The 23561-nt window shown below is 61.5% G+C and carries 19 protein-coding genes and 1 riboswitch; of the genes, 15 read left to right on the plus strand and 4 right to left on the minus strand.

What is annotated here, in order from left to right; genetic code table 11:
• Positions 1-631 precede the first annotated feature (631 nt).
• The 5 genes from RWJ89_RS18730 (at position 632) to RWJ89_RS18750 (ending at position 7047) form a co-directional block, all read left to right on the plus strand.
• Complete coding sequence (locus RWJ89_RS18730) at positions 632-3901, plus strand: helicase-related protein (RefSeq protein ID WP_221946111.1); 3270 nt, start codon at positions 632-634, stop codon at positions 3899-3901.
• Positions 3902-3903: 2 nt separating this feature from the next.
• Positions 3904-4308 (plus strand): RNA-binding S4 domain-containing protein, encoded by a 405-nt coding sequence (locus RWJ89_RS18735; protein WP_131663118.1) that lies wholly within the window; start codon positions 3904-3906, stop codon positions 4306-4308.
• 194 nt (positions 4309-4502) lie between these two features.
• Entirely contained in the window at positions 4503-4841 is a 339-nt protein-coding gene (fdxA, locus tag RWJ89_RS18740) for a ferredoxin FdxA (protein ID WP_003567552.1), read from the plus strand.
• A gap of 392 nt (positions 4842-5233) precedes the next feature.
• Positions 5234-5806: a CarD family transcriptional regulator gene (locus tag RWJ89_RS18745; RefSeq protein ID WP_003543775.1), complete on the plus strand. Its 573-nt coding sequence runs from the start codon at positions 5234-5236 to the stop codon at positions 5804-5806.
• A 377-nt stretch (positions 5807-6183) separates the two neighbouring features.
• Positions 6184-7047 (plus strand): RNA polymerase factor sigma-32, encoded by an 864-nt coding sequence (locus RWJ89_RS18750; RefSeq protein WP_012759432.1) that lies wholly within the window; start codon positions 6184-6186, stop codon positions 7045-7047.
• Positions 7048-7098: 51 nt separating this feature from the next.
• Here the strand turns inward: RWJ89_RS18750 and RWJ89_RS18755 are convergent, their stop codons facing one another.
• Together RWJ89_RS18755 and RWJ89_RS18760 are read right to left on the minus strand one after the other, a co-directional pair.
• Positions 7099-8643 carry a M48 family metalloprotease gene (locus RWJ89_RS18755; RefSeq protein ID WP_131663119.1) on the minus strand — a complete coding sequence of 515 codons (1545 nt, stop codon included), beginning with the start codon at positions 8641-8643 and terminating at the stop codon, positions 7099-7101.
• Between the two features lie 389 nt (positions 8644-9032).
• Positions 9033-10571, minus strand: a complete 1539-nt coding sequence (locus tag RWJ89_RS18760) for an MDR family MFS transporter (RefSeq protein ID WP_168329682.1) — start codon at positions 10569-10571, stop codon at positions 9033-9035.
• Positions 10572-10687: 116 nt separating this feature from the next.
• On the opposite strand from RWJ89_RS18760, the gene RWJ89_RS18765 reads away from it, so the two are divergent.
• The 4 genes from RWJ89_RS18765 (at position 10688) to RWJ89_RS18780 (ending at position 14500) form a co-directional block, all read left to right on the plus strand.
• The gene (locus tag RWJ89_RS18765; RefSeq protein ID WP_131663121.1) at positions 10688-11215 is read left to right on the plus strand and encodes a MarR family winged helix-turn-helix transcriptional regulator; all 528 of its coding nucleotides are present in this window, start codon (positions 10688-10690) and stop codon (positions 11213-11215) included.
• A 57-nt stretch (positions 11216-11272) separates the two neighbouring features.
• Positions 11273-11929, plus strand: a complete 657-nt coding sequence (locus RWJ89_RS18770) for a thiamine diphosphokinase (protein WP_206105854.1) — start codon at positions 11273-11275, stop codon at positions 11927-11929.
• A 3-nt stretch (positions 11930-11932) separates the two neighbouring features.
• A complete protein-coding gene (locus RWJ89_RS18775; protein WP_316031245.1) occupies positions 11933-13750 on the plus strand; it encodes an ABC-F family ATP-binding cassette domain-containing protein in 1818 nt (605 codons plus the stop codon).
• 120 nt (positions 13751-13870) lie between these two features.
• On the plus strand, positions 13871-14500 hold the full coding sequence (locus RWJ89_RS18780) for a hypothetical protein (RefSeq protein ID WP_131663124.1): 630 nt from the start codon (positions 13871-13873) through the stop codon (positions 14498-14500).
• 13 nt (positions 14501-14513) lie between these two features.
• Here RWJ89_RS18780 and RWJ89_RS18785 read toward each other — a convergent pair whose 3' ends face one another.
• The gene (locus RWJ89_RS18785; protein ID WP_205938857.1) at positions 14514-16406 is read right to left on the minus strand and encodes an ABC transporter ATP-binding protein/permease; all 1893 of its coding nucleotides are present in this window, start codon (positions 16404-16406) and stop codon (positions 14514-14516) included.
• A gap of 114 nt (positions 16407-16520) precedes the next feature.
• Positions 16521-16598, plus strand: a riboswitch (SAM riboswitch).
• Between the two features lie 47 nt (positions 16599-16645).
• Between RWJ89_RS18785 and metA the strand changes: the two genes are divergently transcribed.
• From metA to RWJ89_RS18815, 6 genes are all read left to right on the plus strand, one after another.
• On the plus strand, positions 16646-17569 hold the full coding sequence (gene metA, locus RWJ89_RS18790) for a homoserine O-acetyltransferase MetA (RefSeq protein ID WP_168268657.1): 924 nt from the start codon (positions 16646-16648) through the stop codon (positions 17567-17569).
• A 226-nt stretch (positions 17570-17795) separates the two neighbouring features.
• A complete protein-coding gene (locus RWJ89_RS18795) occupies positions 17796-18818 on the plus strand; it encodes an aldose epimerase family protein (protein ID WP_131663127.1) in 1023 nt (340 codons plus the stop codon).
• Between the two features lie 162 nt (positions 18819-18980).
• The gene (locus RWJ89_RS18800) at positions 18981-19754 is read left to right on the plus strand and encodes a GntR family transcriptional regulator (RefSeq protein ID WP_131663128.1); all 774 of its coding nucleotides are present in this window, start codon (positions 18981-18983) and stop codon (positions 19752-19754) included.
• Positions 19751-20782, plus strand: a complete 1032-nt coding sequence (locus tag RWJ89_RS18805; RefSeq protein ID WP_316031246.1) for an SIS domain-containing protein — start codon at positions 19751-19753, stop codon at positions 20780-20782. The genes RWJ89_RS18800 and RWJ89_RS18805 overlap by 4 nt, the downstream gene beginning before the upstream one ends.
• Entirely contained in the window at positions 20782-21933 is a 1152-nt protein-coding gene (nagA, locus tag RWJ89_RS18810) for an N-acetylglucosamine-6-phosphate deacetylase (RefSeq protein ID WP_222061727.1), read from the plus strand. Before RWJ89_RS18805 ends, nagA begins: the two co-directional genes overlap by 1 nt.
• Positions 21934-21950: 17 nt before the next feature.
• Positions 21951-22679 (plus strand): SIS domain-containing protein, encoded by a 729-nt coding sequence (locus tag RWJ89_RS18815; protein ID WP_025396398.1) that lies wholly within the window; start codon positions 21951-21953, stop codon positions 22677-22679.
• A 183-nt stretch (positions 22680-22862) separates the two neighbouring features.
• On the opposite strand, the gene efp is transcribed toward RWJ89_RS18815, so the two are convergent.
• On the minus strand, positions 22863-23432 hold the full coding sequence (gene efp, locus RWJ89_RS18820; RefSeq protein WP_017962511.1) for an elongation factor P: 570 nt from the start codon (positions 23430-23432) through the stop codon (positions 22863-22865).
• Between the last annotated feature and the right edge of the window lie 129 nt (positions 23433-23561).

The following is a 23561-nucleotide window of genomic DNA, read 5'->3' on the forward strand; positions in this document are numbered from 1 at the left end:
AACAAAGCGGGAAGGTCGCGATGTCGCCGATTCGTCGGCGATTCGTTCCGTATTTGATCGGAACCCGATATTGCCGCCTTGACTTAACGCCGTCTGAATCCGGCTCCTGAAAGATTAATGCCGATGCGACGAGGCGGCGCGAAAGGATCTCCGCCGATATGCATCTAGTGCCCAGACCTGAGACCGCTACCAGATGTGGCCGTGAACAAAAGGCGAAAACGATGGTGTGAACGATTCGTCTCCGATTCGTTCAGGCTTTGGTCGAGAGGTTAATTTCGGGCGGATTTTTGCCTGTTCAAAATCGGCGCGGGAATCGTCACCCACGACAGCGAAAATGCGAACAAGAGAGAGTCTCACGATTCAGCATCTAGTGGGAAAAAGTGATTCAAAATCAATACTTAGCCGTGAACAAAAGCTGAATCAGCGGGAGTCAGCGATTCGTCGCTGATTCGTTCTCACGCTGTTCCGAATCGTGAATTCGAGTGTTCCGCGAGACTCGCAAAGGTCGCAATCCGTGTGGCATTTTGAAATCTGCCCTTGCGTTTGCGGCGGCAGCTGTCCATGTGTTGTCCAGCTTCCATCGAGGAGCCGAGATTTTCCTGGGGCCACCCCGCCTCATTTGCATGGACCCATGACTCTGACTTCGCAGCGGATGATTCTGAGTGGGCGCGGTGTGACCGCGGTGCTCGGGCCGACCAATACCGGCAAGACCCATTATGCCATCGAGCGCATGGTCGCGCACGGGACGGGCGTGATCGGCCTGCCGCTGCGGCTGCTGGCGCGCGAGGTCTATACGCGGGTGGTCGAGAAGGTTGGCGCGCAGAATGTGGCGCTGGTCACCGGCGAGGAAAAGATTTCGCCGCCCAATGCCCGTTTTTCCGTCTGCACCGTCGAGGCGATGCCGCGCGAGACCAGAGCCGCCTTCGTCGCGATCGACGAGGTGCAGCTCGCCGGCGATCTCGAGCGCGGCCATATCTTCACCGACCGTATCCTGCATCTTCGCGGCCGCGAGGAAACGCTGCTGCTCGGCGCGGCGACGATGCGGCCGATCCTGCAGCAGCTCCTGCCCGGCATCACTATCGTCGAGCGGCCGCGGCTTTCGCATCTTTTCTATGCCGGGCAGAAGAAGATCACACGGCTGCCGCAGCGTTCTGCCATCGTCGCCTTCTCCGCCGACGAGGTCTATGCCATCGCCGAGCTCATCCGCCGGCAGCGCGGTGGCGCGGCGGTCGTGCTCGGCGCGCTTAGCCCGCGCACCCGCAATGCGCAGGTGGCGCTTTATCAGGCAGGTGACGTCGAATATCTGGTGGCGACCGATGCGATCGGCATGGGCCTCAACCTCGATGTCGATCACGTCGCCTTTGCCCAGGACCGGAAATTCGACGGTTACCAGTTTCGCAATCTCAATCCGGGCGAACTCGGCCAGGTCGCCGGGCGCGCCGGGCGGCATGTGCGGGACGGGACCTTCGGCGTCACCGGGCAAGTCTCGCCCTTCGACGACGAGCTGGTGCAGCGCATCGAAGGACACGAGTTCGACAACGTCAAGGTTTTGCAGTGGCGGACGACGGAGATGGACTTCTCCTCAATCGCGTCGCTGCGCGCCAGCCTCGAGGCGGGTCCGCGCGTGCCGGGGCTGACGCGGGCACTGCCTGCGGTCGACCAGCAGGCGCTGGAACAGCTTTCGCGTTATCCCGAGGTCATCGATCTCGCCGACAGGCCGGCGCGCGTCGAAAAACTCTGGGAGGCTTGCGCGCTTCCCGACTATCGGCGTATCACGCCAGCACAACATGCCGATCTTATCTCGACCCTCTTTTCCGATCTCGTCCGCTATGGCACGGTGAACGAGCAGTTTCTTGCGGAGCAGGTTCATCGCTCCGATCGAACAGATGGCGAAATTGACACGCTTTCGGCGCGAATCGCGCAGATAAGAACCTGGACCTACGTTTCGAATCGGCCCGGTTGGCTTGCCGATCCGACACACTGGCAGGAAAAGACGCGGGAAATCGAAGATCGATTGTCCGACGCGTTACATGAAAGGTTGACGAAACGCTTTGTTGATCGCAGGACATCTGTGCTCATGAAGCGCCTGAGAGAGAATGCGATGCTGGAAGCTGAAATCAGTGTGAATGGCGATGTCTTCGTTGAAGGACATCATGTAGGGCAGTTGAGCGGATTCCGTTTCACGCCGGTGGCGGGAACGGACGGACCGGATGCCAAGGCGGTTCAGGCTGCGTCGCAGAAGGCGCTCGGGCTCGAGTTCGAAGCCCGCGCGGCCCGGATGCACGCCGCCGGCAACAGCGATCTGGTGATCGGTTCGGATGGGTTGATCCGTTGGCTGGGCGACCCGGTGGCGCGGCTTTCGGGCAGCGATCACATCATGCGTCCGCGCGTGATCCTGCTGGCCGATGAACAACTGACGGGCAATGCCCGCGATCACGTTGCCGCCCGCATCGAGCGCTTCGTCAATCATCATATCAGCACGGTGCTGAAGCCGCTCGATGATCTGTCGCGCGCCGAGGACCTGCAGGGTCTCGCCAAGGGGCTTGCCTTCCAGCTCGTCGAGAATCTCGGAGTGCTGTTCCGCCGCGACGTAACCGAGGAGGTGAAGTCTCTGGACCAGGAGGCCCGCGCCTCCATGCGCCGCTACGGCGTGCGTTTCGGCGCCTATCATATCTTCGTCCCGGCACTTCTGAAGCCGGCGCCGGCCGAACTCATCACGCTGCTCTGGGCGCTGAAGAACGACGGTCTCGACAAGCCGGGCTACGGCGATCTCATTCCCGTGCTTGCCGCCGGTCGCACCTCCGTCGTCACCGATCCGAGCTTCGAGCGGATGTTCTACAAGCTCGCCGGCTTCCGTTTCCTCGGCAAGCGTGCCGTGCGTATCGACATCCTGGAACGGCTTGCCGATATCATCCGTCCGCTGCTGCAATGGAAGCCCGGTCAGAACAACCGTCCGGAGGGCGCCTATGATGGCCGCCGCTTCACGACGACGACGGCGATGCTGTCGATCCTCGGTGCGACGCTCGAGGACATGGAAGAAATCCTCAAGGGTCTCGGCTATCGCGCCGATGCCGTGAAGGCGGAAGAGGCATCGGTCTATCTTGCGGCGCAGGATGCGGCCTCAGTGCCTGCCGCCAGCGCGCAAACGCCTGCGGAAGAGACTGCCGAGAAGGCCGATCACGACGATGCCGATGGCGCCGCGGAAGAGACTGCTGCCGAGCCATCCACAACCGAGGCGGCTTCGGCGGTCGCCGACGCGCAGGTGACGGGAGCGGTCGAAAGCCCCGCTCCGGAAGCGATCGAGGCATCCGCTCCGGCGGAAGCCTCAGCTGCCGGGGAAATCTCCGCTCCTGCGGAAACGGTATCGGCTTCCGAGGAAGCAGGACCTGCTCCTGGGGAAGCCGGCGAGCCGACGGAACCGAAGCCGGTTCTTCTGTGGCGTCTTGGCGGTCGCAACGACAATCAGCGCCAGGGGCGCGGCGGGCATGGCGAACGCCGTGGCGCCCAGGGCCAGGAGCGCGGTCAGAACCAGGAGCGCGGCGACCGCAATCGCCGGCCGGGCGGCGGTGAAGGCGGCGAGGGCAATCGCGGCGGCGACGGCCGCGACAACAATCGCCAGAACCGCGGCAAGGAAGGCGGCGGTCGCGATGGTGGCCGACCGCAGCAGGCAAGAGGCGACCGCAACAACCAACCACGGGGCGACCAGCCGCGTGGCGACCGGCAGGACCGTGGCGATCGCAAGGATCGCGGCGAGCGTAACGATCGCAACGACCGCAACAACAATCGTGGCGGCTCGCAGCCGTTGCGCTTCGAGGCCAAGCCGCCGCGCAAGGAGAAGCCGATCGATCCGGATTCGCCTTTCGCCAAGCTCGCAGCTCTCAAGGAGCAGATGAAGAAGTAATCATGAGCGGGGAGATACAGCCGACAAGCGGTTCGCGCCAGCGCATCGACAAGTGGTTGTTCTTCGCGCGCATGGTGAAGTCGCGCTCGCTGGCGCAGAGCCACATCCAATCGGGCCATGTGCGCATCAATGGCGAGCGTTGCAACCATCCAAGCCAGATGGTCAAGCCGGGCGACCGTATCGAGCTGACGATGGAGCGGCGCGATGTCGTTCTCGTCATGCGCCTTGCCGGCGAACGGCGGGGGCCTTACGAGGAGGCGCGGCTGCTCTACGACGACCAGTCCCCGCCGCCCGATGAGGCAAAACGTCTCACGCCCTACGAGCAGGCGATCCGGGCGACCGGCACCGGCCGTCCGACCAAAAAGGAAAGACGTGCAATCGACAGGCTGATGTCGGACGAGGATTAGAAAACTCTGTCTGCGGCGGCGGCTTTTGCAGATCGTTTATCCTTGAAATCCGGCGATAAAGCCGATAGGTCACTGACAACCTGCCGGAAGCGTGCTTGCCTCCCAAGCCTGCTCACGCTTTTCCTCCGGCACGGGGATAGGCGCGACGTTCCAGGTTGCCCGGCCCCATCCGCATGGAAATCCTGGAGTTCTTCATGACCTATGTCGTGACCGACAATTGCATCAAGTGCAAATACACCGATTGCGTGGAAGTCTGCCCTGTCGACTGCTTCTACGAGGGCGAGAATTTCCTCGTCATCCATCCCGACGAATGCATCGATTGCGGCGTCTGCGAACCTGAATGTCCCGCCGAGGCGATCAAGCCCGATACCGAGCCGGGCCTCGACAAATGGCTGAAAATCAATACCGAATATGCCACGATCTGGCCGAATATCACGGTCAAGAAGGACCCGTTGCCCGAGGCCAAGGAAATGGATGGCGAGACCGGAAAGTTCGAAAAGTATTTTTCGGAGAAGCCCGGTTCTGGCGATTGAGACAGCGCCCACATCCGGTCCCGGATTCGGGCGACCGCGGCGCGAAACGTTTTAAAAGCTGCGTGAGGCATATGGGTGACATGTGTTGCCCGCATGACTCAAGCGAAGCAAATTATTGATTTCCTCATATTTTTATGATAGGTTTCGTCTACTGTTCCATTTGTGGCATGACGCATGCCCAAAACCATCACGAAAGCAAAACAAATCCGTACACGGTTTCCGTGACATATCAACGCTTTGAGCGCCGGGTCCCAAGATCGTGCGCAAGAAGTCTTTGCTTTTGCCCGATGGGACCAGAGTGAAGTCACCCGACGGATACTACCGTCTCACCCGGGCCTGACTGACCCGGCTCCGGCCGCCGCCGGAAGCGTAACAGGGAGTTTTTGAATAGAATGACGACTCAGCAGAAAAAGCCTTCTACAGCACGTCACGGCTTCAAGACCGGTGAATCAATTGTCTACCCCGCTCATGGCGTCGGTACCATCACCGCTATCGAAGAGCAAGAAGTTGCCGGCATGAAGCTCGAACTTTTCGTTATCGATTTCGAGAAGGACAAAATGCGTCTGAAGGTTCCGGTCGCGAAGGCCATGAGCATTGGTATGCGCAAGCTTTCGGAAACGGATTTCGTCGAGCGTGCTTTGAAGGTTGTGCAGGGCAAGGCGCGCGTCAAGCGCACCATGTGGTCCCGCCGCGCCCAGGAATATGATGCCAAGATCAATTCCGGCGACTTGATTTCCATCGCTGAAGTCGTGCGCGATCTCTATCGTGCCGAGAACCAGCCTGAACAGTCCTATTCCGAGCGTCAGCTTTATGAGGCTGCGCTCGACCGCATGGCGCGCGAAATCGCCGCGGTCAACAAGATGTCGGAAACCGAAGCCGTCCGCCTCGTCGAGACCAATCTCAACAAGGGTCCGAAGCGCGGCAAGGCGATCGAAGAAGACGATTCACAGGACGAAGCCGCATAAAGCGACCCCGTTTTTCTGGCAAAAAACCCGGCCTTCGAGCCGGGTTTTTTTATTGGAACTTTTTCCCGATTGCCGCGTTTATCACACGTAATTGCGGACTGCTCGTCGGGCAATGGCCTCACGGGCGAACTGCTATTCCGTCAATGTTCGATGAGGAGCGGATCATGCCTTTTCTATATTGCCCATCCGGCAAGGTGAAGAAACAGATCCTGCCCAGCCGTCTTACCGGCACATGATGAGAAATAGGGCCTCCCCCTGAAAAGTCCAGGGGCGAGGCTTTTATGCATTCAGAACCCCATTCAATCCGGACAGCGATGTTCCGGAAGATGAGTTTTATTGTTCATTTCAGGGCGAGAGGCCTGTTTCGGGAGATTGAAATGAAGAACATGTCTGCAGATCGGCGCATGATCAAAATCGCGATGGCCGCGCCTTATCTCGCCCGCCAGGAAGAGCACGATCTCGCCACCCGTTGGAAGGATCATGACGACCGCGGTGCGCGCAACCAGATCGCCATGGCCCATATGCGCCTCGTCATATCCATGGCGGGCAAGTTCCGCAATTTCGGTCTGCCGATGAGCGATCTGGTGCAGGAGGGCTATGTCGGTCTGCTCGAGGCCGCCGCCCGCTTCGAGCCCGAACGCGACGTGCGCTTTTCCACCTATGCAAGCTGGTGGATCAGGGCGTCGATCCAGGATTATATCCTGCGCAACTGGTCGATCGTGCGCGGCGGCACCAGTTCGGCGCAAAAAGCGTTGTTCTTCAATCTGCGCCGTCTGCGCGCCAAGCTCGCCAAGGGTGACACGCAGCTGACGCTGCAATCCATTCACCAGGAAATCGCCGCAGCCCTCGGCGTCAGCCTCTCGGATGTGCAGACGATGGATGCCAGGCTTTCCGGCAATGACGCCTCGCTGCAGGCGCCTTCGGTCTCCGGCGATGCCGAGAGTGCGGAGAAGATGGACTTCCTCGTCAGCGACGATCCCCTGCCGGACGAGCAGGTGTCGAACATGATCGACGGCGAGCGCCGCCGCGTCTGGCTCGCCTCGGCGCTGAAACATCTCAACGAACGCGAGATGAAGATCATCAGCGCCCGGCGACTGGCGGAAGACGGTGCCACGCTCGAAGAGCTCGGTGCCGATCTCGGCATTTCCAAGGAGCGCGTACGTCAGATCGAAAGCCGGGCGATGGAGAAGCTTCGCAGCGCGCTCGTCAGCGCCGATCCGCATATGGCGGCCTACGCCTGAACCTTATCCCCTCCAGCAGCACAGACTGGCCCGGCGCAAACCGGGCCTTTTTTATTCGGCGATGATCTTGACGCGATCGCCTGTTGCAACGGCTGCCCCCGTGGGCAGGGCGTTGATGAGCTTGAAGAGATCGAGCTTGCGGTCTGTGCCCATCATGCGGGCGGCGAGCGTCGAGATGTTCTCACCCGGCCGGACCGTGACGACGCGGATGCGCAGCGGCTTCAGCGAGGCGGTCTCTGCCGGCGTCATGCGGCGGAAGCTCGCCCGTAGCACATTCGCCGTTGGCTCAAGGGCGCCGCTGCCTTTCGGCACGGCGGTCAGGAAACGGAAGATCTGCGAATTGTTGCGGATCACGGTCACATCGAAATCCCAGCGGTCGGCGCTAGCGCGCGCGGTGGCTGCTTCCATGCCGTTGATGGTGATCGGCTGGATGGTCGACGGGTCGAGCCCGGTCACCCAGCCGCTGGAAATATAGTTAGTGAGGCTCTGGTTCTGATTGTCGGCGACGCCGTCGAAGCGGACGGCGATGTCGTTCGGGCCGGTGGCCATCACCGCTTCGACCTTGTTGTCGATGTGGAAATCCGGCGGTACGTCGAAACGGATGCCGAGGCCGCCATGCAGGAAAGTCTGGCCGCGCACATAGCCTTCTTCCGGGCTGTCGCCGTAGAGCAGTCCGTCTATACCGTCGAGATAATAATTGCGACCCTTGTCGCCGACCGAGCCTTCCTGGCCGAAGGCGCGGGCGTGGGTGCGGGCAAGTTCTATGCGCTGGGCCGAATTCGGATGGCTCGACAGGAAGTCGAGGCTCTGGTCGGCTTCGGGATCAACCGACATGAAGCGACTGTAAGCGGCCATCGAATCGAGGAACCGGGTGGCGGCATAAGGGTCGTAGCCGGCTTCGCCGAGCATGCGCACGCCGATGACATCGGCCTGCAGCTCCTGCTGGCGGGAGAAGGCGGCGAGCCGCAGCTTGCCGCGGGCAAGCGCCTGCTTGCCGGCGATGTCGCTGGACAGGACCTCGGCGACGACGCGGCTGGCGATGACCTCAGCCTCTTCGCGCTTCTGCCGCTCGATGCCGTGGTTTGCCGTCACATGGCCCATTTCGTGCGACAGCACAGCAGCGACTTCCGAGGCGTCGTTGGCAAGGGCGAGCAGGCCGCGGGTAACGTAGAGATAACCGCCCGGCAGCGCGAAGGCGTTGATCGCCGGCGAATTCAGAATGGTGATGCGGTAGGATTGGCTCGGATTTTCCGACACCGCCGTCAGCGCGCCGGCGATGCGGGCGACGAGGCGCTCGGTTTTGGCGTCCTTGTATTCGCCGCCATAGCTTGCCACGATGCGCGGATGCTCGCGGGCGCCCATTGCCGCGCGCGGATCGTTCTTCTGCACCTCGTCGACGATCTGCGGATTGGAAGAAGGCGAGACACTGGGCTGATAGGATTGGTCGATCAGCGATTGGCAGCCATTCAGCGCCATTGCGAGGGCCGAAAGCAGCATCATGCGACGCGCGAAGCGCCGCGGCGCGGAGATGGCATCACTGGAAAGCGCGGGCGATTTCCACGTCGTCGAGCTGTCCAGTCTGATTCTCCGCATCATGTCGCTGTTTTGCCGGTTTGCCGCAGATTCGGACCGACCGTGGCAAGGGGAACTCAACAGGTGCGCACCCCTGATCTCGCGCTGCACAATCGGCCGATACAAGTCGTTGCTGTAGCTGATTTACGCATCGGTTGCATAGCGAGACTTCGTTTAAATGTGGCGCCGTTGCATTTTAGCAAGCCTCAGGCATTAAGGCTTCCTTTCGCTCGGATGAAATTATGGCGAAAGTTCCGTCACAAAGCGGAGATTCGTCGACGGCGCGGAAAAAGAACGGCACGATTGAAGCAACCGGCTCGATAGCGACAGTCTTGCGAGAAAATTGCAACCCTTGATATAGGCATCGAGAGGAAGGGCTCCCGGTGAAGCATCCTCTCGCAGTAACGATTCGACTATTCGGCAGCTTCCGCCGTCGCCGGTTGCGGCTTCGTGGTCTCGCCGGCGCGAGGCAGCTGCACGGGTTTCAGCATGATGGCGGCGGCAAGGCCGATCAGCGCAATGGCGCAGGAAGTCATGAAGAGCGGCGAGAAAGCGGCGGCATAGGTATCGGCGACGGCCTGGCGGCTCGCTTCGGGAAGGGCGGCCATCATTTTCGGCGTCAGCTGCTCGATATCGGCGACGCCGGGAATGGAGATGCCGACCTTGCCGAGCTGAGAGGCGATGATGGCGCCATAGATGGAAATGGCGATCGAGGCACCGCCCATGCGCGACAGCGTCACCGAGCCGGTTGCGGCGCCGACATCGCGGGCGGGTGCTGCATTCTGTACGCCGATGACGGGAACCTGCTGGGCAAGGCCGATGCCGATGCCGTGCAGCATCATGACCGCGCCGATGAAGGCGATCGGCGTTCCCGCGTGGATCTGCGACATCAGTGCAAAGGCGATGGCACTGCAGGTGAGGCTTGCAATGGCGAAGGGCTTGTAGCGCCCCGTCTTCGAGATGATGCGGCCTGCGGAAAGCGACCCGCAGACGAGGCCGCCGGTCAGAAGGATGAAGAGCAGGCCGGCGGCAGACGGCGAAAGGCCGGTCGTGGTCTGCAGGAAGAGAGCGAGATAATTGACCATGCCGATGGCGATGGCGCCGCCCATGATCGAGATCACCAGGAGCAGGCTGAAGGTCGAGTTGCGAAACAGCTGCAGGGGAACGATCGGCTCCGGCGCGCGGCGCTCGACGAACACCCAGGTGACGGCGCAGACGACGCCGAAGGCGACGATGCCGATACTTTCAGGCGAAATCAATGCACCGAACAGTTCGCTGCTGTCGGTGGCAAGCACGATGCTTGTTGTCGTCATGGCAAGCAGAAGCGCACCGGCATAATCGATCTTGGGGCGGCGATGCGGTTTGCGGTACGGCAGCATGAAGACAAGGCCGGCGAGCACGATGAAGCCGATCGGCACGTTGACGAGGAAGATCGAGCGCCAGCCGAAGAGATCGCTCATCGTGCCGCCGAGCACGGGGCCGATCGCGCCCGATGCCATCAGCACGAGGCTGGAATAGCTCTGGTAGCGCGCCCGCTCGCGTGGCTCGAACAGGTCGGCGTTGACGGCGAAGATCGATACCATGATGCCGCCGCCGCCAAGACCCTGCAGCACGCGGGCGGCGATCAGCGTATTCATCGAGACCGCAAGGCCGCAGACTGTCGATCCGACGGTGAAGATCATGATCGCCGTCATCATCACGTATTTGCGGCCGAACAGGTCGCCGAGCTTGCCGTAGAGCGGCATGACTGCGCTCAGCGACAGGAGATAGGCCGAGCCGATCCAGCCGAAACGCTCGAGATGACCGAATTCGCCGACGATCGTCGGCAGCGCCGTGGAGACGATCTGATTATCAAGCGTCGCCATGAACATGGCGGTCATCAGGAAGAAGAAGAGGATAAGCCGGCGACGAGGATCCGTCACGAGCGGCGCAGGCGCGAGGTGCATGTCCATGGGAGGCATCGTTCCGGGTTGAAGTGCATTTATGTGCTAACAGCATATAGTTGTCAACGGCACATTAATGACATCGGCATATTCAATTTTTGAATCGGCTCTGTTATGGTCCTGTGATGAGCGACGTCCTGACCAAGACCCATTCTGTGGAGCCGGCCAAGCCGGATCGTGAAAACGTGCCGCGTATCGGCCGGAGCATGGCGCGCATGCGGCTGATGACCGGGCGGCGGCTGATCGGCCGGCTGGCGATCCAGAGTGCTGCACCGGGCCTCGAGCTATCGCATCTCGACGTGCTCGATGCCGTGCGGAGGGCGCAGCCTGCCGGCGAGGTCACGGTCGGCATGATCGCGGAGATGCTGCGCATCGATCCGTCACGGGCAAGCCGCGTGGTGGCCGACATGGTCGGGCGCAACGTGCTGCGCCGCGAGGCCTCGCAGGCCGATGCGCGGCGGATCGTCGTCGTCATGACCGAGGTCGGCCAGGACCTGCTTGCCGAGATCGTCGCGCAGAAGCTTGCGATCATTTCCGAAATCGTTTCGGACTGGCCGCAGGAAGATGTCGAGCGCTTCGCAGCGCTCTTCGAGCGCTTCATCGGCGGCTACGAGGCGGTTTTCCTGTCGCGCGACAAGGATACGCCGGGCTGAGGCAGACGCCGACGTTCGCCGGCCCTTCCCCTCGACCCCTCGTTTGCGCTAAGGGCAATGCCCATGAGCCAATCCACCTTCACCATTCTCCTTGGCGGCGAACTCAGCCTGACGGAGCGCCTGCGCGATGCCATCGAGGACAGCCGCTTCATTGCGGCCGATGGCGGCATGCGGCATGCGGCAGCACTCGGTATTGCGCCGGAGCTCTGGGTCGGCGATTTCGATTCGACCCCTGATGATCTCGCGGGTGCATTTCCCGATGTGCCGAAACAGCCCTATCCGGCAGCGAAGGCGGCGACGGACGGTGAAATCGCCGTGGCGGAGGCCATCGCGCGGGGCGCGCGGCGGCTGATCCTCGCCGGTGCGCTCGGCGGCGAACGTTCCGACCACGCGCTTCAGCATCTGCTGTCGGCCGTCAGCCTGGCGGAAGAGGGTTTCGACCTGCTGCTGACCTCGGGCAAGGAAGAGGCAGTGCCGCTGGTTGCCGGTGCGATCGAACTGGACCTTCCCAAGGGCAGCCTGTTTTCCGTGCCCGGATTCAGCGAGCTGAGAGGGCTTTCCATCGAGAATGCACGTTATCCGCTGGCAGATTTCCATCTGCCTTTCGGCTCATCGCGCACCATTTCCAATGTTGCGGAAGGCAAGGTTCGCTTTTCGCTCCGCAGCGGCCGGGCAATCGTGCTCGCCCGGCCCTATGATCTTTCCGGAGTCTGATTTTTGGCCCCTCCCATTCTGAAACTCGACGATATCTTCCTGAGCTTTGGCGGTGCACCGCTTCTGGCGGGTGCCGGCCTGCAGATCGAGCCCGGTGACAAAATCTGTCTCGTCGGGCGTAACGGCTCGGGAAAATCGACGCTGCTGAAGATTGCCGCCGGCCTGGTCGAGGCGCAGTCCGGCGAGGTCTTCCGCCATCCGTCCTCGACGGTGCGTTATCTCGAACAGGCGCCGGATTTTGCCGGCTTCAACACGGTGCAGGCCTATGCCGAGGCCGGCCTCGGCCCGGGCGATGACCCCTATCGTGTCACCTATCTGCTGTCGCATCTCGGGCTGAGAGGCGATGAGGACCCCAGGATGCTGTCCGGTGGCGAATCGCGGCGCGCAGCCCTTGCCCGGGTTATGGCACCGGAGCCGGACATTCTTCTGCTCGACGAACCGACCAACCATCTCGACCTGCCGACCATCGAATGGCTGGAAGGCGAGCTGCAAAAGACGCGCAGCGCCTTGGTGCTGATCTCGCACGACCGGCGTTTCCTCGAAAAGGTCTCGACGGCAACCGTCTGGCTCGACCGCGGCACCTCGCGCCGGCTGGACAGGGGCTTTGCACATTTCGAAGCCTGGCGCGACCAGGTGCTGGAGGCCGAGGAGCTGGAGCAGCACAAGCTCGGCAAGTCGATCGAGCGCGAGGAGCACTGGCTGCGCTATGGCGTCACGGCGCGGCGTAAGCGCAACATGCGCCGTCTCGGCGAGCTGCAGACGATGCGCTCGAACTATCGCGGCCACAAGGGACCGCAGGGCACGGTGCAGGCGACGGTTTCGGACGCGCAGGAATCCGGCAAGCTGGTGATCGAGGCCGACAAGATCACCAAGAGCTTCGGTGAGAGGGCAATCGTCACGCCGTTTTCGATCCGCGTGCATCGCGGCGACTGCATTGGTCTGGTCGGACCGAACGGCGCCGGCAAGACGACGCTGCTGAAGATGCTGACCGGACAGCTTTCACCCGATAGCGGCATCGTCAAGCTCGGCACCAATCTGGAGATTGCGACGCTCGACCAGAAACGCGAAGATCTCGATCCCGAGGATACGCTTGCCAACTATCTGACGGATGGGCGCGGCGAAAACCTGCTCGTCAACGGCGAGCAGCGCCATGTCACCGGCTACATGAAGGAATTTCTGTTTCAGCCGGAACAGGCGCGTACGCCGATCAGAAACCTCTCCGGCGGCGAACGCGCCCGGCTGATGCTGGCACGCATCCTGTCGCGCCCGACGAACCTCTTGATCCTCGACGAGCCGACCAACGATCTCGATATCGAAACGCTCGATCTCCTGCAGGAGATTGTCGCCGGCTTTCCCGGCACCGTCATCCTCGTCAGCCACGACCGCGATTTCCTCGACCGCACCGTGACCTCGACGATCGCACCCGCCGTGCCGGATGCGCCTGATGGTCGCTGGATCGAATATGCTGGCGGCTACTCGGACATGCTTATACAGCGCAAGGGCGCGCTTGAGGAGCGCAGAAAAGCCGAGAAGGCGGCGGAGAAGCCGAAGACCCAGCAAGCAACAGCTTCAGGCAGCTCGAAGGTCAAGCTCTCCTTCAAGCAGAAATTCGCACTGGAAAACCTGCCAAAGGAAATGGCGAAGGCCGAAGCCGAAATCGCCAAGCGCGAACAGGTGATGGCAGACCCCAATCTTTTCACGCGCGATCCCGCAGCCTTCAACCGGCTTGCCGGCGAGATGGAAAAACTGCGCGCCAGCCTGACTGACATGGAAGAGGAGTGGCTGGAGCTCGAAATGCTGCGGGAAGAGCTGGAAGGCTGAGATTTTCTCGAGGCTCAAGGCTCACTTTTCCTTGATTCGTCAGTGTGTCGTCCTGCGGCATAAGGTGCCGTCCGGCAGCCGGGGATATTGCTGATCGCAATGGCGACAAGGAAAAGTCATATGTCTCGCAAGCCTCATTCCCGTTTTCTCACAGCACTTACTGCCGGCAGCCTCGTGGCGCTTGCCCTGTCGCAAACCGCACAGGCGCAAGACGCCCAGCGCATTCGTGTTCGGGGCGCAATCGAAACACTCAGCGGCGATACGCTCGTCGTCAAGACGCGCAAGGGCAACGATGCGACGGTCGCGCTGAAAGCCGGCTGGAAGGTCGACGGCATCAAAAAAGCTTCCGTCGAGGATATCAAACCCGGCGATTTCGTCGGCGTCGCTTCGCTTCCGAAGGGCACGGGCCCGGACGGGGCGATCGAGGTGCTGATCTTTCCGGCGTCGATGAAGGGAACCGGTGAGGGCAACCGTCCCTGGGATGCACAGCCGAACAGCCAGATGACCAACGCGACTGTCAGCAACGCCGTCAAATCCGTCGACGGCCACACGATCACGCTGACCTATCAGGGCAAGGAAAAGACCATCTCGATTGCCGATGGCACGCCGATCGTGACGTTGGCGCCTGCGACCAAGGATGATCTGAAGCCCGGCGCCGGCGTCGTCGTCACCGGCGAGACGGCGGCGGATGGCAGCATCTCGGCCAGCCAGATCGCCGTCGGTCTCAACGGCGTCATACCGCCGATGTAACGGATGCGCGGCATCAAAGCGCCGGCGCGGGCATGGCGGCAGCGCCGGCACTGGCGCTGGCGCCGGTCTGGACGACAGATGGCTGTTCCTCGGATTTTGACGGCAGCGCCTGCAGATGCAGCACGCGCGGCTTCAGCACCTCGAGATAGGCCTCGGAGCGGCCGATATAGATCATGCCGCTTTCGGGCATCGAGGTGAGCAGTTTGGCCATTGTTTCCTGAAATTCCGGCTCCATGCCTTCCAGCACTTCGTCGAAGATGATCCAGCGCGGGCGCACGAGAAGCAGCCGGGCAAATCCGATCGCTTTCTGCTGGTCGCTGTCGAGCAGCTTGTCCCAGCGGGCGCGGGTTTCGAGCCTTGCGATCAGCGAATGGAGACCAACCTTGTCGAGGGCCGCCTCGACGTCGGCTTTCTCGTAGGCTTCGGGACGTTCGGGGAAGGCCAGCGCCTCGCGCAGCGTGCCGCCGGGAACATAGGCAACCTGCGGAACGAAGAGCATGTCGTCGATCGGCGGCAGGCCTATCGTGCCGCTGCCGCACGGCCAGAGGCCGGCCATCGCCTGGAAGAGCAGCTTGCGATTGACGCTGTGATCGCCGTTGATCATGATTTTTTCGCCGGCCTTGATCACGACATCGGTTTCACGCAGGCGGAAACCGCCGCATTCCTCGATGTCTTCGCCGATCTTGGCGACGATCACCACGTCCTTCAGCGTCAGCGTGTCGGGCGCGGCGTTTTCATAGGCGATGCTGTCCTTCAGGTCGAAGTCCTCTTCCATCTCGACCAGCGCCTGGCGGAAATCGGTGACGCGCATCAGTGTGGCGCGCCATTCGGCGATCGGGCCGAAATTGGACACATACCAGCGCAGCGCCGTGTTGACCTGGTTGAAGGCACCGACGGACATCATCAGCTGGCCGAGGGTGAGACCGCCGGAGAAATAGGCGGGGGCGGCAACGATGATCGGGATGACGATCACCAGCCAGCCATAGCCGGCCGAGACCCAGGTGAGATTGGTATTGGCCATGGCAAGCCGCTTGACGACTGTCAGGACCGAGCTGATATCGGTGTTGATGCGCCGACGCTCGTTCTCCTCGCCGCGGGCGACGGTAATTGCCGGCATGTTTTCGTTGGCGTGCATCAGCGTGAAGCGAAGCTCGGCCTCTTTCGAAAAACGATCGGCATTGAGCTTCACCAGCTTGCGGCCGACGACCTGGCTCAGCACTGAGGCGGAAGCGGCATAGAAAATCGCCGCCCAGACCATGTAGCCTGGAATGGAGAAGCTATGGCCGCTGATGCGGAAAATGAAGCCGCTGGAAAGTTCCCAGAGCACGCCGATGAAGCTCACAAGAAGAATGGTCGACTGCAGCAGGCCGAGAACCAGTCCTGTCGTGCTTTCGGCAAGGTTGCGGGAATCCTCGTGCAGACGCTGGTCTGGATTGACGCCGATCAAGCCGCTGGAGGCGAGCCGCAGCGCTCGCTTGCGCTTCAGCCACTGGTCGACCAGATCGCGCGACAAGCCTTCGCGCATATAGAGCGCGGTCATCTGGTTCAGCCAAGCCTGCAGCACGTTGAGCAGCAGCAGCGTGCCGGCGATCATCGCGAAGATTTCGAGCTGGTGGAAGAATTCGCCGAGGTCGCGGCGCTCCAGCGAATCATAGAAGGGAGCATTCCACTCGTTCAAAATGACCTGGCCGTAGGATGTCGCCAGGATGACGAGGATCAGCACGGTCGCCAGAAACAGCACCTTGCCACGCACTTCCGAATTCCAGAATGCTGAGAACATGACGCCGAGGCGATATGTCAGGCTGAGATCATACCCTACCCTATCCTGCCTCCGGATGCCCGGCCTCCTCTCGATCTTATCTGCCATTACGCTTTTCCAAATCGCCCATGCCCCTATAAATAACATGGTGGCGTTACCGGTCTATCAACAGATTCTATCAGTCATTAAAGTGTGATGATGCTTGCATGAGTCTCTCCTGCATGCATTCGCCAGTTGATTCGCAATCAGACTGGGTCTAATTAAGGCCTCCGTGGTGATTTGGCCGGCCGGCTTGCAGCCACGTTAAAAAAGTCGCTAAAGGGCCGCGTGCGGACCGGTAGCGATTTTTGTCGCCGCCGGTTTTTGTTTTTGATCGAGTGACCGCAATGCCCATCAAGATCCCCGATACGCTGCCCGCCTTCGAAACCCTGGTTCAGGAGGGTGTGCGGGTGATGACCGAGACGTTGGCGATCCGTCAGGATATCCGACCGTTGCAGATCGGGCTGCTGAACCTCATGCCGAACAAGATCAAGACCGAACTGCAGATGGCCCGTCTCGTCGGCGCCTCGCCGCTGCAGGTGGAACTGTCGCTTATCCGCATCGGCGGCCACAAGGCGAAGAATACGTCCGAGGATCATCTGCTTGCCTTCTACCAGACTTGGGAAGAGGTAAAGCACCGCAAGTTCGACGGCTTCATCATCACCGGGGCGCCGATCGAGCTTTTGCCCTATGAGGACGTCACCTATTGGCCGGAGATGCAGGAGATTCTCGACTGGACGGAAACAAATGTCCATTCGACGATGAACGTCTGCTGGGGCGCGATGGCGGCGGTCTATCATTTTCACGGCGTTCCGAAATACGAGCTGAAGGAGAAGGCCTTCGGCGTCTACCGTCACCGGAACCTCAAGCCGTCCTCCATCTATCTCAACGGCTTTTCCGACAATTTCGAAGTGCCGGTGTCGCGCTGGACCGAAGTGCGCCGCACTGACATCGAGAAATCCGAAAGCCTGGAGATCCTGATGGAGTCCAGCGAAATGGGCGTCTGCCTCGTGCACGAGAAGAGAGGCCGGCGGCTCTACATGTTCAACCATGTCGAATATGATTCCACCTCGCTTTCCGACGAGTATTTCCGCGACGTCAATGCCGGCGTGCCAATCAAGATGCCGCACAATTACTTCCCGCATAACGATCCGGCGCTTGCGCCGCAGAACCGCTGGCGCAGCCATGCACATCTGTTGTTCGGCAACTGGATCAACGAAATCTACCAGACGACGCCCTTTGATGTGGAAGAGATCGGCACCGATCTCTGATCGTTGACGATCGCGCCGCGAGCCTATGCCGCCGCGTCACTGCTGCGGCTTTTCTTTCTGATCCGCCGGTTGCGGATCGAAGCAAATGCGGGCAGGTTCCTGTCCTGAAGCCTACCACACCGCGCGTCTTCGCCGGACGTGCAATGCACAGTTTGAATCGCTGCAAATTCCTCAAATCGATTCCGAATTGAGGAATTTGCAGAAGAGATAGAATGGACGGTCGATCATGTCGGATAAGTTGGAGCGGGACGTTTTCGGGCAGACGCAGGCGGGCGAGACCGTCTATCGCGTCGAGATCAAGGGCGGCGGGCTGACGGCCAAGATCATCAGCTGGGGCGCGGTCATCCAGGATCTGCGTCTCGAGGGACATGATGCGCCGCTGCAGCTTGGCTTCGACGATTTCGACAGCTATCTGCTTTATTCGTCCTATTTCGGCGCGACGCCCGGCCGCTGCGCCAACCGCGTCGGCGGCGGCAGGTTCACGCTTGACGGCAAGGACTATCAGCTCGAGCCGAATGAAAACGGCGTCACGCATCTGCATGGCGGCAGCGACAATATCGCCAAACGCAATTGGACGATCGTCGAGCATGACGTCGACCGCGTGGTGCTGAAGATCGTCGATCCCGATGGCCGCGCCGGCTATCCCGGCAATTGCACCATCCAGGCGACTTTTTGGGTGCATGGCAATGGTGAACTGTCGATCACCTACGAATCGACCAGCGACCAGCCGACGCTCGCCAATGTCTGCCAGCACGCCTATTTCAATCTCGACGGCCGCGAAGACGCGCTTGGCCATGACATCATGATTGCCGCCGATCACTATCTGCCGACCGATGAGAAGCAGGTGCCGACCGGCGAGATCCGTTCCGTCGAGGGCACGGAATTCGATTTCCGCGAGATGGCGCCGATGAAGCGTTTTGTCGGCAGTGAACAAGCGTTTTACGACCATAATTTCTGCCTGTCGGGCGAGCGTACCGCCAAGCGGAGCGTCGCGCTCGCCCGCAGCCTGTATTCCGGCGTATCGCTGGAAGTGCGCAGCACGGAGCCAGGCGTGCAGTTCTATGCCGGCTTCAAGCTCGATGTCGCGGCCCCCGGCATCGGCGGGCGCAAATACGGCCCATTCGCCGGCTTCTGCCTGGAGACGCAGATCTGGCCGGATGCCATCAATCACCAAGGTTTTCCGAATGCGGTCCTGCGCCCCGGCGAAGTGCTGCGCCAGGAGACGGATTATATCTTCACCAAGAGTTGAGCATCCTCCAGCGCCGCACGTTTTTAACGCGCGGCGCTGTCGACGCACGGCCGTCAAATTCGAGCGCTATGAAACCCTTGCTGGTCCGCCGGCGAGGGTTTTTTCGTACCGTGCTCGATTCTGTCTTGCCGATTGGTTCTATATAGGTTCTATTGTGTGTCCATGGATAGAACCAGTCTGATAGCGGAACTGAACAGCCGCGGCCTGCGTGACGAGGCGCTGACCGGGCCGCTCTACAAGCGGCTGGCGCAGACGCTGACCGGCCTCATTCAGGAAGGGCTGCTGAAGCCCGGCACCGCGCTGCCGGGCGAGCGCGACCTTGCCGAGGCTCTGAAGCTCGGCCGTGTCACCGTGCGCACCGCCTATCGCGACCTGATGGCGTCAGGCGCACTGGAATCGCGCCACGGAAGCGGTACTTTCGTATCGAGCAGGGTGGAACGCATGGAACAGTCGCTGTGGCGGCTTTCCTCCTTCTCCGCCGACATGCGTTCACGCGGGCGTCTGCCGGCCGCACGGATATTGTCGCGGGCGGTCAATACGCCGTCGCCGGAGGAATCCTTCCTGCTCGGCCTCGGCGGCGACGAGCCGGTGCTGAGACTTGACCGCTTGCGCCTTGCCGACGGCCTGCCGCTGGCGATCGAACGCGCCGTGGTGCCGATCAAGTTCCTGGGACACGATGCCGGCGGTGAGGGATCGCTCTACGATGCGTTGACGGCCAGCGGCCACAGGCCCGTGCGCGCGCTGCAGCGGCTGACCGCAGTCACGCTCGATCCGTCTTCCGCGGCGATCCTGGACGTCAAATCGGGCGCGCCAGCGCTTCTGATCGAACGTGTCTCGCGCCTGGAGGACCAACGCGTCGTCGAATACACCCGCTCGCATTATCGCGGCGATGCCTATGATTTCGTTGCCGAATTGAGAATCGGAGATGACCTATGAATGACCACCAGTCACTGATGCTACAGGAAGCCGGCCAATCGCCTGAGGTGGTGGCCACGCTGCTCGAAAAGGAAAAACCGGTCTTTGCCGAGATCGCCCGGCTGTTTTCGTCCGCCCGCCCGAGCGTGGTGACGACGGCGGCGCGCGGCTCCTCGGACCATGCCGCTACCTTCTTCAAATATCTCTTCGAGATCACCTGCGGCGTTCCGGTCGCCTCGGTCGGCCCGTCGATCGCTTCGGTCTATGGTGCGGCGCTGCATCTGAAGGGCGGTGTCCATTTCACCGTCTCGCAGTCGGGTGCCAGCCCCGACATCGTCGCGCTGCAGGATGCGGCGAAGAAGGGCGGAGCGACGACGATCGCCGTCGTCAACGTCACCGACAGCCCGCTTGCGAAGCAGGCCGATATCGTTCTCGGTCTCAATGCAGGTGCTGAAAAGAGTGTCGCGGCGACAAAATCCTTCATCGCCTCGGTTGCAGCCCTTTCCGGGGTAACGGCTGCCATCGGCGGTGCGTCCGATCTGCAGGCCGCGCTCGGCAAGCTGCCGGAGGCGCTCTCGGCAACCGCCGGTATCGACACGGCGGCAGCCGAGGAGGTGCTCTTCAATGCGACATCGCTCTATACCGCCGGCCGCGGCCCGGCCTTCGCGATCGCGCTCGAAGCGGCGTTGAAGGCCAAGGAGACCTCCGGCCTGCATGCCGAGGCCTTCTCGCTGGCGGAGCTGATGCATGGCCCGATGCGCCTGGTGCAGCCGGGCTTCCCGATCGTCGCCTTTGCGCCCGACGATGCGGCCTTCGTCAACAATGTGCAGGCGCTGGAACGCCTGCAGAAACTCGGCGCCACCACCGTCGGTTTCTCGACTCAGCTGCTTTCCGGCGTCCATCTGCGCGTGCGGACGACGGGCAACGGCCTCGTCGATCCGCTGGTGTCGCTGCTCGTCTATTACCGGCTGATCGAGTCGGTGACGCGCCGCAAGGGCTTCGATCCCGACAAGCCGGCAAACCTGCTCAAGGTGACGGAGACGGTCTGATGGTCCGCAAGATCTTCCTCGGCGCCCGCATCTTCGACGGCGAGCGCCTCCATGACGACAAGGCCCTCATCGTTGTCGGCGGCCGCGTCGAAGCGATCGCTGCCAGAAATGATCTGCCGGACGGCGAGGTGGTGACGCTTGCCGGCGGTGTTCTGTCGGCCGGTTTCATCGATGCGCAGGTCAATGGCGGCGCCGGGCGGATGCTGAACGACGAGCCTTCCGTTGCCTCGATGGACATCATCGCCGGCGGGCACCGGCCCTATGGCACGACGTCGCTGCTGCCGACGCTGATCACCGATACATCAGAGACCTCCATTGCCGCCATCGAGGCGGCCAAGGAGGCAGTGAAAATGAACCGCGGTGTCGCCGGCCTGCATCTCGAAGGCCCGCATCTGGCGCCTGCGCGCAAGGGCGCGCATCTGGCCGAACTGATGCGGCCGGTAGAGGACCGCGATGTCAAGGCCTTCATCCGGGCGCGCGAGGCGATCGGCACGCTGCTCGTCACCATGGCCGCCGAGCAGGTGACGGTTGCCCAGGTGCGTGAGCTTGCGGAAGCCGGCGTCACCGTCAGCATCGGCCATTCCGATTGTTCGAGCGAGGCGGCGGAAGAACGTTTCGATGCCGGAGCTCGTGGAGTCACGCATCTCTTCAATGCCATGAGCCAGTTGGGACACCGTGCGCCCGGTCTCGTCGGCGCAGCGATCGATCATCCCTCGACCTGGTGCGGCATTATCGCCGACGGCCATCATGTCGATCCGAAGGCCCTGCGCACGGCGCTGCGCGCCAAACGCGGTGAAGGCAAGCTGTTTTTCGTCACCGATGCGATGTCGCTCGTCGGCTCGGAGAAGGACTCGTTCACGCTGAACGGGCGCACCGTCCGGCGCGAAACGGGCGGTTTCTGCTCGAAGCTGGTGCTGTCCGACGGCACGCTGGCCGGTTCCGACGTCGACATGATCTCGACGATCCGTTACGGCGTCACCTATCTCGACCTGACGCTTGCCGAGGCTTTGCGCATGGCGACCCTTTATCCGGCCCGGTTCCTTCGGCTTGCCGATCGCGGCCATCTCTCGCCGGGCGCGCGTGCCGATCTCGTGCATCTCACCGATGCGCTTGCCGTCACCGCCACCTGGCTCAGCGGCGAAACGGCCTGAAATCAAGGATAAGCCGGATGACTGATATCACCGATGCCTATTTCTCCAATCTGATCGGCCGGCTGGAAGAACTGAAGCAGACGCTTGCCGAGCCGATGGCGCAGGCAGCAGCCGTCATCCTCAATGCTGCCCGCGGCGACAAGCGGGTCTATGTCTTTGGCACCGGCCATTCGCATATGCTGGCGGAAGAGGTGCATTATCGTGCCGGCGGGCTCGCCTTCACCGTGCCGATACTCGTCGGCTCGGCCATGCTGCACGAGGGTGCGGTCATCAGTTCGGTCTATGAGCGCACGCAGGGCCTGGTGCGGCCGATGCTGGAGCGTTACGGCATGCAGCCGGGCGATGTCATCATCATCGCCTCCAATTCGGGGGTGAACGCCGCGCCGATCGAGGCCGCCGACTATGCGCGCGAAATCGGCGCAAAGGTGATTGCCATCACGTCGATCGCCTATTCCTCAGCGATCGCCAATGGCCGCCGGCGGCTCGCCGACGTGGCCGATGTGGTGCTCGACAACGGGCTGCCACCGGGTGACGCTGTTGTCGATCTCGAAGGCACGGGGCTTCGGGTTGGGCCAGTCTCGACAGCAGTCGGGGTGACGGTCATCAATGCGATCTTCGCCGAAGTCGCCTCGGAGCTTTCGAAATCCGGCGATGCGCCAATTTATCTCAGTGCCAACATGCCGGGCGCCGCTGAGATCAACCAGAAGCTCGTGAAGAAATACCGTCCGCGCAACCCGCATCTCTAAAGCATGTCGCGCAAAAGTGTGCCGCGATTTTGCGTCCGGAATTGCGTGAAAACAAAAAGATAGAGCATGATGCCGAAAAGTGTGAGCGGTTTTCGGACGACATCATGCTCCGATTATTAATCGAGACGGCGGATACAAAAAAGGCCGGCGTGAGCCGGCCTCTTCTATAGGCTGAAACCAGGATCAGTCCTTGGCGCGTTCGACGTAGGAATTGTCTTCCGTGGCGATGACGACGCGGGTGCCGGCATTGATGTGCGGCGGCACCATGGCGCGCACGCCGTTCGACAATATAGCCGGCTTGTAGGAAGACGAAGCCGTCTGGCCCTTGACGACCGGTTCCGTCTCCATGATTTCGAGCGTGACGTGACGCGGCATCTGGATCGCCAGCGCAATGCCTTCATGCATTGACAGAACGCAGGTCATGCCTTCCTGCAGATAAGCCTTGTCGTCCCCCATCGTGTCGACATCGACGACGACCTGATCGTAGTTTTGAGGGTTCATGAAGTGAAAGCCTTCGCCGTCTTCGTAGAGGAATTGATGGTTCACGTCCTCGACGAAGGCGCGCTCGACCTGTTCGGTGGTGCGCCAGCGCTCGGAAACCTTCACGCCGTCGACGATGCGGCGCATGTCGACCTGGGTGACCGGCGTGCCCTTGCCCGGATGAAAGTTCTGGGCGGTGAGAACGACATAGAGCTTGCCGTCGACATCGAGAACGTTGCCCTTGCGGACCGAAGAGGCGATGACCTTGACCATAAGACTTCCTTGTAACTCGGCTTTCGGCGTCGTAGATGACTGTCGAGACGCTCCGAAGACGCAAATGTTTTTCTTTGGGGCGCAACTAACCTAAAATCCGGGAAATAGCCACCCCCCATACCGGCCTCT

This window comes from Rhizobium sp. 10PS4, from assembly GCF_032464805.1.
In the GTDB taxonomy this organism is placed as follows: Bacteria; Pseudomonadota; Alphaproteobacteria; order Rhizobiales; family Rhizobiaceae; genus Rhizobium; species Rhizobium laguerreae.

Bases quoted from the DNA above. Each gene is read 5' to 3' on its own strand.
- RWJ89_RS18730 (WP_221946111.1), top strand. From the start codon at position 632: ATGACTCTGACTTCGCAGCGGATGATTCTGAGTGGGCGCGGTGTGACC.
- RWJ89_RS18735 (WP_131663118.1), top strand. From the start codon at position 3,904: ATGAGCGGGGAGATACAGCCGACAAGCGGTTCGCGCCAGCGCATCGAC.
- fdxA (WP_003567552.1), top strand. From the start codon at position 4,503: ATGACCTATGTCGTGACCGACAATTGCATCAAGTGCAAATACACCGAT.
- RWJ89_RS18745 (WP_003543775.1), top strand. From the start codon at position 5,234: ATGACGACTCAGCAGAAAAAGCCTTCTACAGCACGTCACGGCTTCAAG.
- RWJ89_RS18750 (WP_012759432.1), top strand. From the start codon at position 6,184: ATGAAGAACATGTCTGCAGATCGGCGCATGATCAAAATCGCGATGGCC.
- RWJ89_RS18755 (WP_131663119.1), bottom strand. From the start codon at position 8,643: ATGATGCGGAGAATCAGACTGGACAGCTCGACGACGTGGAAATCGCCC.
- RWJ89_RS18760 (WP_168329682.1), bottom strand. From the start codon at position 10,571: ATGGACATGCACCTCGCGCCTGCGCCGCTCGTGACGGATCCTCGTCGC.
- RWJ89_RS18765 (WP_131663121.1), top strand. From the start codon at position 10,688: ATGAGCGACGTCCTGACCAAGACCCATTCTGTGGAGCCGGCCAAGCCG.
- RWJ89_RS18770 (WP_206105854.1), top strand. From the start codon at position 11,273: ATGCCCATGAGCCAATCCACCTTCACCATTCTCCTTGGCGGCGAACTC.
- RWJ89_RS18780 (WP_131663124.1), top strand. From the start codon at position 13,871: ATGTCTCGCAAGCCTCATTCCCGTTTTCTCACAGCACTTACTGCCGGC.
- RWJ89_RS18785 (WP_205938857.1), bottom strand. From the start codon at position 16,406: ATGTTATTTATAGGGGCATGGGCGATTTGGAAAAGCGTAATGGCAGAT.
- metA (WP_168268657.1), top strand. From the start codon at position 16,646: ATGCCCATCAAGATCCCCGATACGCTGCCCGCCTTCGAAACCCTGGTT.
- RWJ89_RS18795 (WP_131663127.1), top strand. From the start codon at position 17,796: ATGTCGGATAAGTTGGAGCGGGACGTTTTCGGGCAGACGCAGGCGGGC.
- RWJ89_RS18800 (WP_131663128.1), top strand. From the start codon at position 18,981: ATGGATAGAACCAGTCTGATAGCGGAACTGAACAGCCGCGGCCTGCGT.
- RWJ89_RS18805 (WP_316031246.1), top strand. From the start codon at position 19,751: ATGAATGACCACCAGTCACTGATGCTACAGGAAGCCGGCCAATCGCCT.
- nagA (WP_222061727.1), top strand. From the start codon at position 20,782: ATGGTCCGCAAGATCTTCCTCGGCGCCCGCATCTTCGACGGCGAGCGC.
- RWJ89_RS18815 (WP_025396398.1), top strand. From the start codon at position 21,951: ATGACTGATATCACCGATGCCTATTTCTCCAATCTGATCGGCCGGCTG.
- efp (WP_017962511.1), bottom strand. From the start codon at position 23,432: ATGGTCAAGGTCATCGCCTCTTCGGTCCGCAAGGGCAACGTTCTCGAT.